The 14,149-nt window shown below is 45.8% G+C and carries 12 protein-coding genes; 7 read left to right on the top strand and 5 right to left on the bottom strand.

Annotation, left to right across the window (positions count from 1 at the left end; translation table 11 throughout):
• Positions 1-8: 8 nt before the first annotated feature.
• Genes arsC through OH459_RS23850 form a run of 3 tightly spaced genes read left to right on the top strand, consistent with a single transcriptional unit; the run spans position 9 to position 1,393 of the window.
• Positions 9-359 carry an arsenate reductase (glutaredoxin) gene (gene arsC / locus OH459_RS23860; protein WP_005445333.1) on the top strand — a complete coding sequence of 117 codons (351 nt, stop codon included), beginning with the start codon at positions 9-11 and terminating at the stop codon, positions 357-359.
• The gene (wrbA, locus tag OH459_RS23855; RefSeq protein WP_005445329.1) at positions 360-932 is read left to right on the top strand and encodes an NAD(P)H:quinone oxidoreductase; all 573 of its coding nucleotides are present in this window, start codon (positions 360-362) and stop codon (positions 930-932) included.
• Between the two features lie 20 nt (positions 933-952).
• Positions 953-1,393 (top strand): DUF2069 domain-containing protein, encoded by a 441-nt coding sequence (locus tag OH459_RS23850; protein ID WP_009698621.1) that lies wholly within the window; start codon positions 953-955, stop codon positions 1,391-1,393.
• Positions 1,394-1,513: 120 nt separating this feature from the next.
• On the opposite strand, the gene OH459_RS23845 is transcribed toward OH459_RS23850, so the two are convergent.
• Positions 1,514-2,809 (bottom strand): DUF2066 domain-containing protein, encoded by a 1,296-nt coding sequence (locus OH459_RS23845; protein WP_045488950.1) that lies wholly within the window; start codon positions 2,807-2,809, stop codon positions 1,514-1,516.
• Between the two features lie 236 nt (positions 2,810-3,045).
• Between OH459_RS23845 and OH459_RS23840 the strand changes: the two genes are divergently transcribed.
• Entirely contained in the window at positions 3,046-4,299 is a 1,254-nt protein-coding gene (locus tag OH459_RS23840; protein ID WP_005433047.1) for a uracil-xanthine permease family protein, read from the top strand.
• 138 nt (positions 4,300-4,437) lie between these two features.
• Here the strand turns inward: OH459_RS23840 and upp are convergent, their stop codons facing one another.
• Complete coding sequence (gene upp / locus OH459_RS23835; protein ID WP_005445324.1) at positions 4,438-5,064, bottom strand: uracil phosphoribosyltransferase; 627 nt, start codon at positions 5,062-5,064, stop codon at positions 4,438-4,440.
• Between the two features lie 179 nt (positions 5,065-5,243).
• Between upp and purM the strand changes: the two genes are divergently transcribed.
• Positions 5,244-6,284 carry a phosphoribosylformylglycinamidine cyclo-ligase gene (gene purM / locus OH459_RS23830; protein WP_017189240.1) on the top strand — a complete coding sequence of 347 codons (1,041 nt, stop codon included), beginning with the start codon at positions 5,244-5,246 and terminating at the stop codon, positions 6,282-6,284.
• A 404-nt stretch (positions 6,285-6,688) separates the two neighbouring features.
• Positions 6,689-7,327, top strand: a complete 639-nt coding sequence (gene purN, locus OH459_RS23825; RefSeq protein ID WP_009698624.1) for a phosphoribosylglycinamide formyltransferase — start codon at positions 6,689-6,691, stop codon at positions 7,325-7,327.
• A 397-nt stretch (positions 7,328-7,724) separates the two neighbouring features.
• On the opposite strand, the gene OH459_RS23820 is transcribed toward purN, so the two are convergent.
• Positions 7,725-8,570 (bottom strand): class II glutamine amidotransferase, encoded by an 846-nt coding sequence (locus OH459_RS23820; RefSeq protein ID WP_005445320.1) that lies wholly within the window; start codon positions 8,568-8,570, stop codon positions 7,725-7,727.
• Between the two features lie 61 nt (positions 8,571-8,631).
• A complete protein-coding gene (lpcA, locus tag OH459_RS23815) occupies positions 8,632-9,207 on the bottom strand; it encodes a D-sedoheptulose 7-phosphate isomerase (protein WP_005436835.1) in 576 nt (191 codons plus the stop codon).
• Positions 9,208-9,566: 359 nt separating this feature from the next.
• Here lpcA and fadE point away from each other — a divergent pair, with 359 nt between their 5' ends.
• Positions 9,567-12,011 (top strand): acyl-CoA dehydrogenase FadE, encoded by a 2,445-nt coding sequence (gene fadE, locus OH459_RS23810; RefSeq protein ID WP_269989035.1) that lies wholly within the window; start codon positions 9,567-9,569, stop codon positions 12,009-12,011.
• A 1,710-nt stretch (positions 12,012-13,721) separates the two neighbouring features.
• Here the strand turns inward: fadE and OH459_RS23805 are convergent.
• Positions 13,722-14,114, bottom strand: a complete 393-nt coding sequence (locus OH459_RS23805; protein ID WP_053053930.1) for a DUF1353 domain-containing protein — start codon at positions 14,112-14,114, stop codon at positions 13,722-13,724.
• Positions 14,115-14,149 lie beyond the last annotated feature (35 nt).

The raw sequence follows: 14,149 nt of genomic DNA, 5'->3' as shown, positions 1-14,149 counted from the left end.
AGAAAACCATGTCAGTCGTGATTTATCACAACCCTCGCTGCTCAAAGAGCCGTCAAACACTTGAACTGCTTGAGCAAAATGGCGTAACACCGGAAGTGGTTAAATACCTTGATACACCGCTTAATGTTGAACAACTGAAAGCGCTTTATGCTCAACTTGGTTTCTCTTCCGTACGCGAAATGATGCGTACCAAAGAAGACATCTACAAAGAGCTGGCACTGGGAGAAGCCTCTGTCAGTGATGAGCAACTGTTCGAAGCGATGGCACAAAACCCGAAACTGTTTGAACGCCCAGTAGTAGTTGCAAATGGGAAAGCAAAAATCGGTCGCCCACCAGAACAAGTTTTGGAAATTCTGTAAATGGATTGCCAGATCCTCATTTTGTATTTCAGCCGTCATGGCTCGACAAAACAACTGGCAAGACAAATAGCAAGAGGAGTCGAGTCGACTCCTCATTGCGAAGCGATTTTACGTACAGTTGAAGAATTGTCACCTCACTCACATACCCCTTCTGATCCAATTGCTACTCTAGATGAGTTGAAGCAGTGCGATGGTCTCGCGTTTGGCAGCCCAGTTTGGTTTGGCAACATGGCAGCGCCGCTCAAGCACTTTTGGGATCAAACCACACCTTTGTGGGTGAATGGCGACCTTATCGATAAGCCAGCTTGTGTGTTTACCTCATCGTCTTCCATGCATGGTGGTCAAGAAACCACGCTACAAAGCATGATGACCCCATTATTGCATCACGGCATGATGGTATTAGGAATCCCTTATTCAGAGCCAGAACTGCACACCACGCAATCAGGAGGCACACCCTATGGTGCAAGCAGTGTAGGACAAGAGCCAAGTCTCACGGCAGAAGAGATTCGTCTCGCACAACAATTAGGAAAACGACTGGCAACCACAGCGAAAAAGCTCAAAGGAAGTCAGTAAGCTCAAGGATAAGTAAATCGATGTCTGACATTATTGACCAACCACCTCTTAGCACACGCACTCAAACCTATCGCTACATGGCGCTGTTTGGCAATTTGGCGTTATTGGCTTGGGTTGCGATCTGGCAACTGGCGTTGTCCCCTCACCCACATCTAAGCAGCACTACATTGGCGATTGCTTGGTGTATTCCTCTATTGTTACCACTTCCTGGTATTTTAGCGGGCAAACCCTACACACACGCTTGGGCAAACTTCGTTCTGATGCTGTATTTTTTGCATGCGTTGACGATTTTGTATGTTGACGATGGTGAGCGTTGGTTGGCCGCAGTAGAGTTGCTCCTTACCTCACTCGGCTTTGCTGGTAACATTTTGTTTGCCCGAGCACGTGGTAAAGAGTTGGGTCTGAAGTTAAAACGCTTATCTCAAGTCGAAAAAGAAGAAAAAGCGAAGTTCAATAAATAGAAGCGAAACCATTACGGGGACATGGCGCTTCAAGCTGAACTAACTTCATCACATCTCCAGCCATAGAACCACTAAAAAAAAGAGTCGCACTAAGCGACTCTTTTTTGTTTTGAATAAACCTTAACTTAGGTTTTCAACCACATCCGTTTCCAATACTGGCGCGATTTCAGAATCTTGTTCTACTGGCTCGGCTTTCGTGCGAACTGGAGCATTCCATTTGTAGATCAGATCGTACTGCTTTGGCGCTGGTTGTAGTGCAACAGCAGGTGTGATTGATGCCGGCTCAGTTGCCACATTTGTTTCCGTTGCCGTATCGAGCTCAACGACTTGAGCGGTTTGATCTTCTGTTGTTTCCGCTGGCAATTGTGCTGGTTGAGCAACTTCCTCAGGAAGCTGGGCTGGTGCTGACGGCTCTACATTCTCAAGCGGGTCTTCGGTAATCTCAAGTGAACGGATAGAGGACGCTTCTTGTTCAAACGCTTGTTGAGATGCCAACAAGTGAATCGTTAACGTCACTTGATTGCCTTGAATTCGTTTGATTTCAGTACCCGCAACTGAGTTTAGCTTTGTCAATGAGTTCTCAAGATTAAAGAAGTCCACCGCTGATGCGACATCTAATACCTTCACATCAATCGCTTCAGATGATTTGCTTGATACCACAACAGCACTCTTCTTCGCGTAGTAGTCTGCGATACCACCCATCATGGCGGAGATTGCATTTGCACCAGACGCTGAGCCACTGCGAGGTGACTGTTGCGATTGAGCAAGTTGCGCTGGTGATTGGTCATATAGCGTCCAGCGAATTTTATCGCCTTGCACACGCACCACTAGCACAGCATCAACAGGGTAACGCTGACTCGCTTGGCTGATTGGGTCTACAAAGCCCCCCCACAAATCAGACACGTTAACACCCGTAACATCATCAAAGTCCCCCACAGGCATAGTGACTGGTAGGCCTCGAGATTCAGCCGCAGCGCGCAGTGCAGCAGCACTGGTTGAGTCTGAATGCTCCCAAGTGATCGTACGATCATAGCCCTGCTCTTCTACCATCCAAACTAAGATGTTGGCACGGTTTGGAGACCATAATGGTAATTGCGCTTGAGTCAGTAGCGAACGAATCTGACCACTATTAAACAGCATCTTTAAACTGCTTTGACCATCAAGCTGACCATAACCAAGCTGAGAAATGTAGCGAGAACTTGAACCCACTGCTTTCTTTATTACCGGGTTGCTAAGGGAAGATTGGCTACCTGTCGCACGCACAATCACATCTTGCATACCTTGTTGACGAGCGAGCTCTTCGCCGTCTTTTTGCTCACCGTCGATCGCCACTTCGGCACGATAGATATCTACCTGAGTTAATGCATAAACTGGCAGAGACAACCAACCTATCAATAAGAGAGCTAAATAGCGCATAGTTTTCATAATCCTCTGAACAAGAACCCGCATGATAAGCAACTATCAAACCGTGAGCAAGAAGAGTACTGAGTGAATTGTCTGTATTCTGACCAAGTTAAAACACGGAAGTGAAACTAAACATTCGTCGACCTTATAAATCCACACAAAAGTTTGATCTAGGCAACATTGCAATCGATTGCCAGATGATAAGATTCGCCGGATTTGTCTGCGTATCTTTGAAATAGGGAATTATTATGAAAAACGCGTTACAAGGCGCTCAGATGCTCTTTGTCGCTTTTGGTGCTCTCGTATTAGTACCACTTCTTACTGGTCTTGACCCAAACGTTGCTCTGTTTGGTGCTGGTGTCGGTACTCTTCTTTTCCAACTAATAACTAAACGTTCCGTTCCTATCTTCCTTGCCTCTTCTTTTGCGTTTATTGCTCCTATTATGTTCGGTATCCAAACTTGGGGCATCGGTGCGACTATGGGCGGCTTAATGGCGGCGGGTTTGGTTTATGTCGCGCTTGGTGCGATGATCAAAGTGCGTGGTGTCGGCTTCATCCATAAAATTTTACCACCAGTTGTGGTAGGTCCGGTGATTATGGTCATTGGTCTTGGTTTGGCACCAACAGCAGTAAACATGGCGGTAGGTAAAACCGGTGACGGTGCCATCCAACTCGTAAATGGTGATGCTGCAGTTATCATTTCAGCAGTGTCATTGCTAACGACCATCGCACTGAGTGTATTCGCGAAAGGCTTCCTAAAACTGGTGCCTATCGTCGGCGGTATCTTAGCGGGTTACTCTGTTTCGCTTTTCTATGGTGTGGTTGATTTCACTCCAGTAGCTCAAGCTGCTTGGCTAGCCATGCCAAACTTCACGGCGCCAGAGTTTAACATCAACGCTATCTTATTCATGATCCCAGTTGCGATCGCACCAGCGGTAGAGCACGTAGGAGACATGCTGGCTATCTCAAACGTAACGGGTAAAAACTACCTGAAGAAACCTGGTCTTCACCGCACGATTGCGGGTGACGGGGTGGCAACAATTGCGGCTTCTATGGTTGGTGCTCCACCAAATACAACTTACAGCGAAGTAACGGGCGCAGTGATGCTGACTAAAGCCTTTAACCCTGTGATCATGACATGGGCGGCGATCACGGCAATCGTACTTGCCTTAGTGGGTAAGCTCGGAGCCATTCTACAAACGATCCCTGTTCCGGTCATGGGTGGCATCATGATCCTATTGTTCGGTTCTATCGCAACCGTCGGTCTAAACACGCTCATCAAAAACAATGTGGACCTGCACAAATCACGTAACCTAGTGATCGTCGCAGTAACACTGGTATTTGGTATCGGTGGCATGGCTTTCGGTATTGGCGAGTTTAGCCTACAAGGTGTGAGCCTGTGTGGTATCGTGGCTATCATTCTTAACCTTGTGCTACCACACGATCTTGGTGAAAACCACGTGGTAGATAATGCACAGATGGAAGAAGACAACGCGAAGTAATTTATCGTGCGGCTTAATTGATTTGAGTCGCGCGGTTATCACTTTCATATCTAGCTTCTAGCTTCCACATAGCAGAGACAAAAAAGGCTTGGTTTTCACCAAGCCTTTATTTATTCAATTCAGTAAAAGCAATAACGCTTATTTAGTACCGAAGATCTTGTCACCAGCGTCACCTAGACCAGGAACGATGTAACCTTTGTCGTTTAGCTTCTCATCGATTGCAGCTGTGTATAGCTCAACGTCTGGGTGAGCTTTTTCTAGCGCTTCGATACCTTCAGGAGCAGCGACAAGAACAAGTACTTTGATTGCCTGACAACCTTTCTCTTTTAGAAGGTCGATAGTCGCGATCATAGAACCACCTGTTGCAAGCATTGGGTCAACAACTAGAGCAATACGCTCATCGATGTTAGAAGCAAGCTTGTTAAAGTATGGTACTGGCTCTAGTGTTTCTTCATCGCGGTAGATACCAACAACACTGATACGCGCGCTTGGCATGTGCTCTAGAACACCATCCATCATGCCTAGACCTGCACGCAAGATTGGCACTACTGTTACTTTTTTACCCTTGATTTGGTCAACTTCTACAGGACCATTCCAACCTTCAATGGTTACTTTCTCTGTTTCAAAGTCTGCAGTCGCTTCGTAAGTAAGTAGGCTACCGACTTCTGTCGCTAACTCACGAAAACGCTTCGTGCTGATGTCACCTTCTCGCATTAGACCGATTTTATGTTTTACTAGAGGGTGTTTAACTTCAACAACTTTCATTTCCATCTCCGGCTTTATTGGCAATATTTAAACAAACCTTCAGATTATACATGATTTTTGCAGGGATATCAGGATAGATCACTAAAGAAAAAAACCGACGCAAACGTTTGCTATCTGTATTTAACCACTGGTAGAATAGCGCCGTTTTCATATCCAACTTAAAAACCGAGGACTTCCCTGTGAGTGGTAACAACTCTTCTCTTAGCTATAAAGACGCTGGTGTAGATATTGATGCAGGCAACGCGCTTGTAGATCGTATTAAAGGTGCGGTTAAGCGTACTCGTCGCCCTGAAGTGATGGGTGGTATCGGCGGTTTTGGCGCATTGTGTGAACTACCAACTAAATATAAACAGCCTGTACTGGTTTCTGGTACTGACGGTGTAGGTACAAAACTTCGCCTAGCGCTGGATATGAACAAGCACGACACTATTGGCGTTGACCTAGTGGCAATGTGTGTAAACGATCTAATCGTTCAAGGTGCAGAGCCATTATTCTTCCTAGATTACTACGCGACAGGCAAACTGGATGTAGACACAGCGGCAGACGTAGTTTCTGGTATCGCTGATGGCTGTGTTCAAGCAGGCTGTGCACTTATCGGTGGTGAAACCGCTGAAATGCCAGGCATGTACGAAGGCGAAGACTACGACGTTGCAGGCTTCTGTGTTGGCGTAGTGGAAAAAGAAGATGTGATTGATGGTACTAAAGTAGCTGCTGGTGATGCACTTATCGCAGTTGGCTCTAGCGGTCCACATTCGAACGGTTACTCGCTTATCCGTAAGATTCTAGAAGTTTCTGGCGCAGATAAGAACGAAGAGCTAGCAGGTCGCACTATTGGCGAACACCTTCTAGAACCAACTAAGATTTACATCAAATCAGCACTTAAGATGATTGAGAAACACGATATCCACGCGATCTCTCACATCACTGGTGGTGGTTTCTGGGAAAACATCCCACGCGTACTGCCTGAAGGAACCAAAGCCGTTATCGATGGTAACAGCTGGGAGTGGCCAATCATCTTCAAATGGTTACAAGAGAAAGGCAACGTTGAAACACACGAGATGTACCGTACGTTCAACTGTGGTGTTGGTCTAGTCGTTGCACTACCAAAAGACCAAGCGGACGCAGCAGTTGCACTTCTTAAAGAAGAAGGCGAAAACGCATGGGTGATTGGTGAAATTGCTCAAGCAGAAGCCAATGAAGAGCAAGTCGAAATCCAATAACTTGCGAATCAAGCTCAAAAAATAAAAAGAATGGGGATGTTATCCCCAAATAACTTCTAAATGCTGGTTCAGCGAGAATGAATTGGTTTGTAGGCGCGACAACGATTTGAAGATCTAGTGGTTCTAAATCAAAAATCGTTAACAAAGTATACAAGCCAATACAGCTCGCCCTTCGGGAGCATGTCACCAATACGATTTCATCGTCAAACAACTTGGAAAAAGCTTATCCACTGCGTTGTTTTCCTTGAACTAGAATTGGTGACAAAGCTCTGAATCCAGCCTAATGAAGTCATTTGGGGATATAGTCCTCATTCTGCTATCTGGAACATCGAAAACCATTCTAATAGTAGGTAATTTAGCAATTACGCACGTCAAACCTACAGTATCAAGGCAGTCTCAATATCATGAAAAACATAGTGGTCCTCATTTCAGGTAACGGCAGTAACCTGCAAGCTATCTTGGAAGCTTGCGAAGACAACATGCCAAATGCACAAGTCGCAGCCGTATTCTCCAACAAAGCTGACGCTTATGGTTTAGAACGTGCAAAGCAGTTTGATGTGAACGACCATTTTGTCGATCCAAAAGCATTTGATTCACGCGAAGACTTTGATGCTGAACTGATGCAGCAAATCGATGAGTACCAACCAGACGTCATTGTGCTCGCAGGCTACATGCGTATTTTGAGCAGCGCGTTTGTTTCCCACTATCTGGGCAAGATGATCAACATCCACCCTTCTCTTCTGCCAAAGTACCCGGGGTTACACACCCACCAGCGCGCGATTGATGCAGGCGACAAAGAACACGGCACCAGTGTTCACTTTGTGACAGAAGAATTAGACGGCGGACCTGTGGTATTGCAAGCAAAAGTGCCAGTATTTGAAGACGACGATGCCGATATTCTAGCCGCTCGCGTTCAAACTCAAGAGCACAAGATCTACCCAATGGTGACTAAGTGGTTAGTAGAAGAGCGCTTAACCATGAAAGATGGCAAAGCATTTCTTGATGGTTTTGAGCTTGGTGAACACGGCTACGCTGACGAGTAATTCTGAATACCAAATTCCAAACGCAAAAAGGCAGCCATCAGGCTGCCTTTTGTCATTTTAAATCTTATAAGCTTGGCTCAATGAAGCCGTTGTCAAACTAGAAACCAAAACTAACAACCTAAAAAGTCCCTGACACCACCTTAGCAATACAACACTCGGATAGTAGATTCTGAATCTGACTCGTTCCTCGTCGTTCAGAATGACGCTGCAGGCAAAGAAAAATCAATTTCACTTCAATTATTTACGTCATTCCAGCGAGCCTTAGCGAGACTAGGAATCTATTATCAATACGCTAGGAAGTAAAAATGCTCATCTGTACCCGCCTTCGGTTTAAGACGCATAAAAATAAAGCTCGCGATTAAGCGAGCTTTATCTAGATGTTCATTGTCAAAAACCATCACTCCAACGGTTCAGTCGGCGCTTGGTTACCTGGCTTCGGTGCAGCAAATGGAACATCTTCCAGAGCTTTGGCATTGTTCAATACCAATTCCCCAACGTGAAACAAACCGTACTCGCCCGGCTTCATGCGATGCCATGTTTCATTACCAGTAAGCGGCTGAGTTGCAATCACAGAAACCACATCATTTGGTGTCGTCTCTTCTTGGAAGTTGATTTCTACATCTTCATCCAACAGAGCGGCCTTGCCAAATGGAGCTCGACGGGTAATCCAATACAAATGGTTGGTACAGTAAGTCATCACAAACTCACCGTCGCTGAGCAGCATATTGAACACGCCTTTCTCTTTTAGCTTGTCGCAACATTCAGCGACATAGATAAAGACCGCTTCCATATCCTGAGGAGGCTCAGGATACTTATCTTCCATCTGCTTTAATAGCCAGCAAAATGCCATTTCACTGTCAGTTTGCCCTACCGGACGGTGACGCCCTGTGTACAAATCTTGGTAATCGGTCAGCTGACCATTGTGTGCAAAAGTCCAGTAACGCCCCCAAAGCTCACGCGTAAACGGATGGGTGTTTTCCAGATTCACACCACCTCGGTTAGCTTGGCGAATATGACTCACTACTGCGCGACTTTTTATCGGGTAGTTTTGCACTAATTCAGCAATCTTTGAGTCACAACTTGGGTTTGGATCTTTGAAAGTGCGGAATCCCTTTCCTTCATAAAAAGTGATTCCCCAACCATCACGATGCGGACCAGTACGACCACCGCGCTGCATCAATCCAGTAAAACTGAAACAAATATCGGTTGGAACATTTGCGCTCATGCCGAGCAATTCACACATGGTTTAACGAACTCCTTACCTTAAAACACAACTAAGCCATCATTCAGCTTAGTTGTAAATCTTATTCCATCTCTTTTTCGATCAATTGAATAATGATGTGAATGATCTTGATGTGTACTTCTTGGATACGGTCTGCATAACCGAAATGCGGTACGCGAATCTCGATGTCTGCAAGACCGGCCATCTTACCGCCATCTTTACCCGTTAGCGCAATCGTCTTCATGCCTTTTGCTTGGGCTGCTTCAATCGCTTTTAAGATGTTACCTGAGTTACCAGAAGTCGATAGACCGAACAGAACATCACCTTTGCGACCCACTGCTTCTACGTAACGTGAGAAGACAAAGTCATAGCCAAAGTCGTTACTTACGCAAGAAAGGTGGCTTGGATCTGAAATAGCGATGCCAGCATAACCTGGACGGTTTTCACGGTAGCGACCTGTTAGCTCTTCTGCAAAGTGCATTGAGTCACAGTGCGAACCACCGTTACCACACGACAGCACTTTACCGTCTTGCTTGAAAGAATCAGCAATCATTTTCGCTGCTGCTTCGATTTGCGCGATGTTGTGATCATCACTTAAAAACTTGTTCAGAACTTCAGCAGCTTCGTTTAATTCACTTCTAATCAGATCTTGGTACATAAGACGTTCTCTTTATTATTTCGGCCAAAACAGTGAGGTTGAGCCTCTCGCTTAGCAAATTGTGCTGATGAGGCAATTGCCTTACACATTTCATTACTCTGAGTTTACCCACAAACGAGAATTAGTGTCGATAGCGAACCACAAGATTTGGATTCTTCACGGTAATAAACTTGCTAACTTGCTTATGAAATCATCACCCAACTCTCAACTTTAGAATTTTAACTCTACTTAGATCACTTTTTGCTCAATGTTGTGTTTTACATTTCTTTAATATTTTGATTACACTTATGAGAACTGGTTAGACCTCTTACCAAAATACAGACGTACAACATAATTAAAGTCTGAGAAGGAAAAAACATATGGACATCTTGCTCTCAATCGTAGCGATGACAGTTGTGTTAGGCATTACGCTTTACCACAGAATGTCACTCGTGAAATCCGTCAGCCTGCTAACAGCTGCCATGCTAGCACTGACTATCGCAGGCTCAGTTGGTTTTATTGGCTGGGTACTTTACGTTCTTGCCGTTGCAGTGTTCGCGGTTTCTAGCATTCGTCAATCCCTCATTAGCCGAAAAGCACTTGCTCTGTTTAAGAAAGTCCTACCTGCTATGTCTCAAACCGAAAAAGAAGCATTAGACGCCGGTACAGTGTGGTGGGAAGCAGAACTATTTAAGGGCAAACCTGAATGGCAAAAACTTCATGCCATCAAAGCTCCTAAATTAAGTAAAGAAGAGCAAGACTTCTTAGACGGTCCTGTAAACGAAGTGTGCGCCATGGTTAGTGACTTTCAGGTAACGCACGAACTTGCAGATTTACCACCAGAAGTGTGGCAATACCTTAAGGACAATAAGTTTTTCGCCATGATCATCAAGAAGAAATACGGCGGTCTTGAGTTCTCTGCATACGCTCAATCTTTGGTATTACAAAAACTAACCGGCGTTTCTGGCGTTTTGTCATCTACCGTTGGTGTTCCAAACTCGTTAGGTCCCGGTGAACTACTGCAACACTACGGCACTGAAGAGCAGAAAAACCACTACTTACCCCGTCTTGCTGAAGGTAAAGAAATCCCATGTTTCGCATTAACTAGCCCAGAAGCAGGTTCCGATGCAGGCTCAATCCCAGATTACGGTATTGTATGTAAAGGCAAATGGGAAGGCGAAGAAGTGCTTGGTATGCGCTTAACATGGAACAAGCGTTACATCACCCTTGCTCCTGTCGCAACGGTACTTGGTCTTGCTTTTAAACTGCGTGATCCTGATGGCTTGCTAGGCGACCAAAAAGAGTTGGGCATCACCTGTGCGCTTATTCCAACGGACCTAAAAGGCGTTGAGATCGGCAATCGTCACTTCCCGCTTAATGTACCATTCCAAAACGGTCCAACCCGCGGTAAAGACATTTTCGTTCCGATGGATTTCATTATTGGTGGCGAGAAAATGGCAGGTCAAGGCTGGCGTATGCTGGTTGAATGTCTGTCAGTTGGTCGAGGTATCACACTGCCTTCTAACTCAACTGGTGGCATCAAAACTGCCGCGATGGCGACAGGCGCTTACTCGCGTATTCGTCGTCAGTTCAAACAACCTATCGGTCATATGGAAGGCGTAGAAGAACCATTAGCACGCCTAGGTGGTAATGCTTACGTTATGGATGCGGCAAGCAACTTAACTGTAGCTGGTATTGACCTTGGTGAAAAACCTTCGGTTATCTCGGCTATCGTGAAATATCACTGTACTCACCGTGGGCAGCAAAGCATCATCGACGCGATGGACATCGTAGGTGGTAAAGGTATCTGTATGGGTCCTTCTAACTTCCTAGCGCGTGGTTACCAAGGTGCGCCAATCGCGGTAACGGTAGAAGGTGCAAACATCTTAACTCGTTCAATGATCATCTTTGGTCAAGGTGCGATTCGTTGTCACCCGTATGTTCTTGAAGAGATGAACGCGGCTTACTCTGACGCAGGCGATGCGGTTGAGAAATTCGACAAAGCGCTAGCGGGTCATGTCAGCTTCACGATGAGTAATCTCGTTCGCAGTATCTGGTTTGGTCTAAGTGATGGTCTGGGTTCCTCATCACCAACTAAAGATGCAACTAAGCGTTACTACCAGCAATTGAACCGTTACAGTGCAAACCTTGCTCTGCTATCGGATATCTCAATGGCGGTGCTAGGTGGCTCATTGAAACGTAAAGAGCGTCTGTCTGCACGTCTTGGCGACATTCTAAGTCAGCTGTACCTTGGCTCTGCAACCCTAAAACGCTTTGAGCAAGATGGTCGTCCGGTTGAAGACCTACCGCTAGTACACTGGGGCTTACAAGACAGCTTGAAGCAGACTGAAGCAGCGATTGATGAGTTCCTAGCGAACTTCCCTAATAAAGTGATCGGTCGCGCACTGCGTGTATTGATCATGCCATTTGGTCGTGTACGTAAAGCGCCAAGTGATAAGCTAGACAGCAAAGTAGCTCGTATTCTACAGACACCAAGTGCAACACGCTCACGCATTGGTCGTGGTCAGTACCTAGAACCAACTGAGCACAATGCAGCAGGTAAAATTGAGCTAGCACTGTCTGTGATTCTTCAAGCTGAGCCTGTGTTCGACAAGGTATGTAAAGCGCAAGGCAAACGCCGCCCATTCCTACGTTTGGATATGATCGCTCAAGAAGGTTTAGAGCAAGGTGTAATCACTCAAGAAGAAGCGGATCTGTTGAGAGAAGCAGAGCAGCATCGTCTAGACACCATCAACGTAGACGACTTTGAGCCAGAGCTATTAGCCGCAAAGCCGCTTTACCCTCAGATGGAGCACGTCGCTTAAGCAGGTAATCACTTAAACGAAAAATAGAAAAGCAAAACGGGAGCTAAGGCTCCCGTTTTTTATTGAATCTCTGCTTCGCACAACACGGCGCTCGCAAAGTCCTAGAACGCTGGTAGCAGATTCTTAGTCTCGCTGGAGCTCGCTAGAATGACGGTTTACTTTGAGTTGTCAGGTTACTGCACGCACAGTGTTCCTAGATTTCCATCATTCTGAACAGTGAGGAACGAACGTGATTCAGAATCTACTTTCCACGTGTTCCTTAGATAATGACGCCCCAAAGCCCTAGAGCGCTGATAGCAGATTCTTAGTCTCGCTGGAGCTCGCTAGAATGACGGCTTACTTTGAGTTATCAAGTGACTACACGCACAGTGTTCCTAGGTTTTCGTCATTCTGAACAGTGAGGAACGAACGTGATTCAGAATCTACTTTCCACGTGCTCCTTAGATGAGGACGCCCCAAAGCCCTAGAGTGCTGATAGCAGATTCTTAGTCTCGCTGGAGCTCGCTAGAATGACGGTTTACTTTGAGTTATCAAGTGACTACACGCTCAGTGTTCCTAGGTTTTCGTCATTCTGAACAGTGAGGAACGAACATGATTCAGAATCTACTTTCCACGTGTTCCTTAGATAATGACGCCCCAAGATCCTAGAACGCTGATAGCGGATTCTTAGTCTCGCTGGAGCTCGCTAGAATGAGGGCTTACTTTGAGTTGTCAGGTTACTGCACGCACAGTGTTCCTAGATTTCCGTCATTCTGAACAGTGAGGGACGAACATGATTCAGAATCTACTTTCCACGTGTTCCTTAGATAATGACTCCCCAAAGCCCTAGAGTGCTGATAGCAGATTCTTAGTCTCGCTGAAGCTCGCTAGAATGACGGTTTACTTTGAGTGATCAAGTGACTGCACGCACAGTGTTCCTAGGTTTTCGTCATTCTGAACAGTGAGGAACGAACATGATTCAGAATCTACTTTCCACGTGTTCCTTAGATAATGACGCCCCAAAGCCCTAGAGCGCTGATAGCAGATTCTTGGTCTCGCTGGAGCTCGCTAGAATGACGGTTTACTTTGAGTTGTCAGGTTACTATACGCACAGTGTTCCTAGGTTTTCGTCATTCTGAACAGTGAGGAACGAACGTGATTCAGAATCTACTTTCCACGTGTTCCTTAGATAATGACGCCCCAAAGTCCTAGAACGCTGGTAGCAGATTCTTAGTCTCGCTGGAGCTCGCTAGAATGACGGTTTACTTTGAGTTACCAGGTTACTACACGCACAGTGTTCCTAGATTTCCGTCATTCTGAACAGTGAGGAACAAACGTGATTCAGAATCTACTTTCCACGTGTTCCTTAGATAATGAAGCCCCAAAGCCCTAGAGTGCTGATAGCAGATTCTTAGTCTCGCTGGAGCTCGCTAGAATGACGGCTTACTTTGAGTTATCAAGTGACTACACGCACAGTGTTCCTAGGTTTTCGTCATTCTGAACAGTGAGGGACGAACATGATTCAGAATCTACTTTCCACGTGTTCCTTAGATAATGACGCCCCAAAACCCTAGAGCGCTGATAGCAGATTCTTGATCTCGCTGAAGCTCGCTAGAATGAAGGTTTACTTTGAGTTGTCAGGTTACTGCACGCACAGTGTTCCTAGATTTCCATCATTCTGAACAGTGAGGAACGAACGTGATTCAGAATCTACTTACCAAGAGAGCCTAGCTAGACAGATAAAAGATCCGGTTTGGAAAAACATCCACCAAACACTCTGACTCCGTAATAGATGTAGGAAGCCCTAAAATTCGACATGCCGTGTTCGAGACATATTTGACGCAGAAGCCTATCCGCTTGCTCTCGACTGCTTTGCGGCAATACTTCCTCCCTCATGAGCTGGTACAACGCGTCATGCACCAAAGACGCCTTGAGGATGTTTTGAGTATCAATCACAGGACCACTCGCCCCATCCCATGAATAGCCTTTCTTAATCGTCAACAAACCTTGCTCAGATAGGCTGAGAAACGGGCTGTCAAAAGGCTGCGCGAGGGCGATACCGGTTTTAATCTGTTCTTCAGAATGAAGGTTATATTTGTACGTCCGACGTTTTTTGTACTTCATAAACACCTCCTAGTCACCAAGCGGCTTGTAAGACA

This window comes from Vibrio sp. MM46 (assembly GCF_027587135.1).
GTDB lineage: Bacteria > Pseudomonadota > Gammaproteobacteria > Enterobacterales > Vibrionaceae > Vibrio > Vibrio harveyi.
The sequence above is the reverse complement of the archived record's forward strand: the minus strand, read 5'-3'. Positions and strand labels throughout refer to the sequence as shown.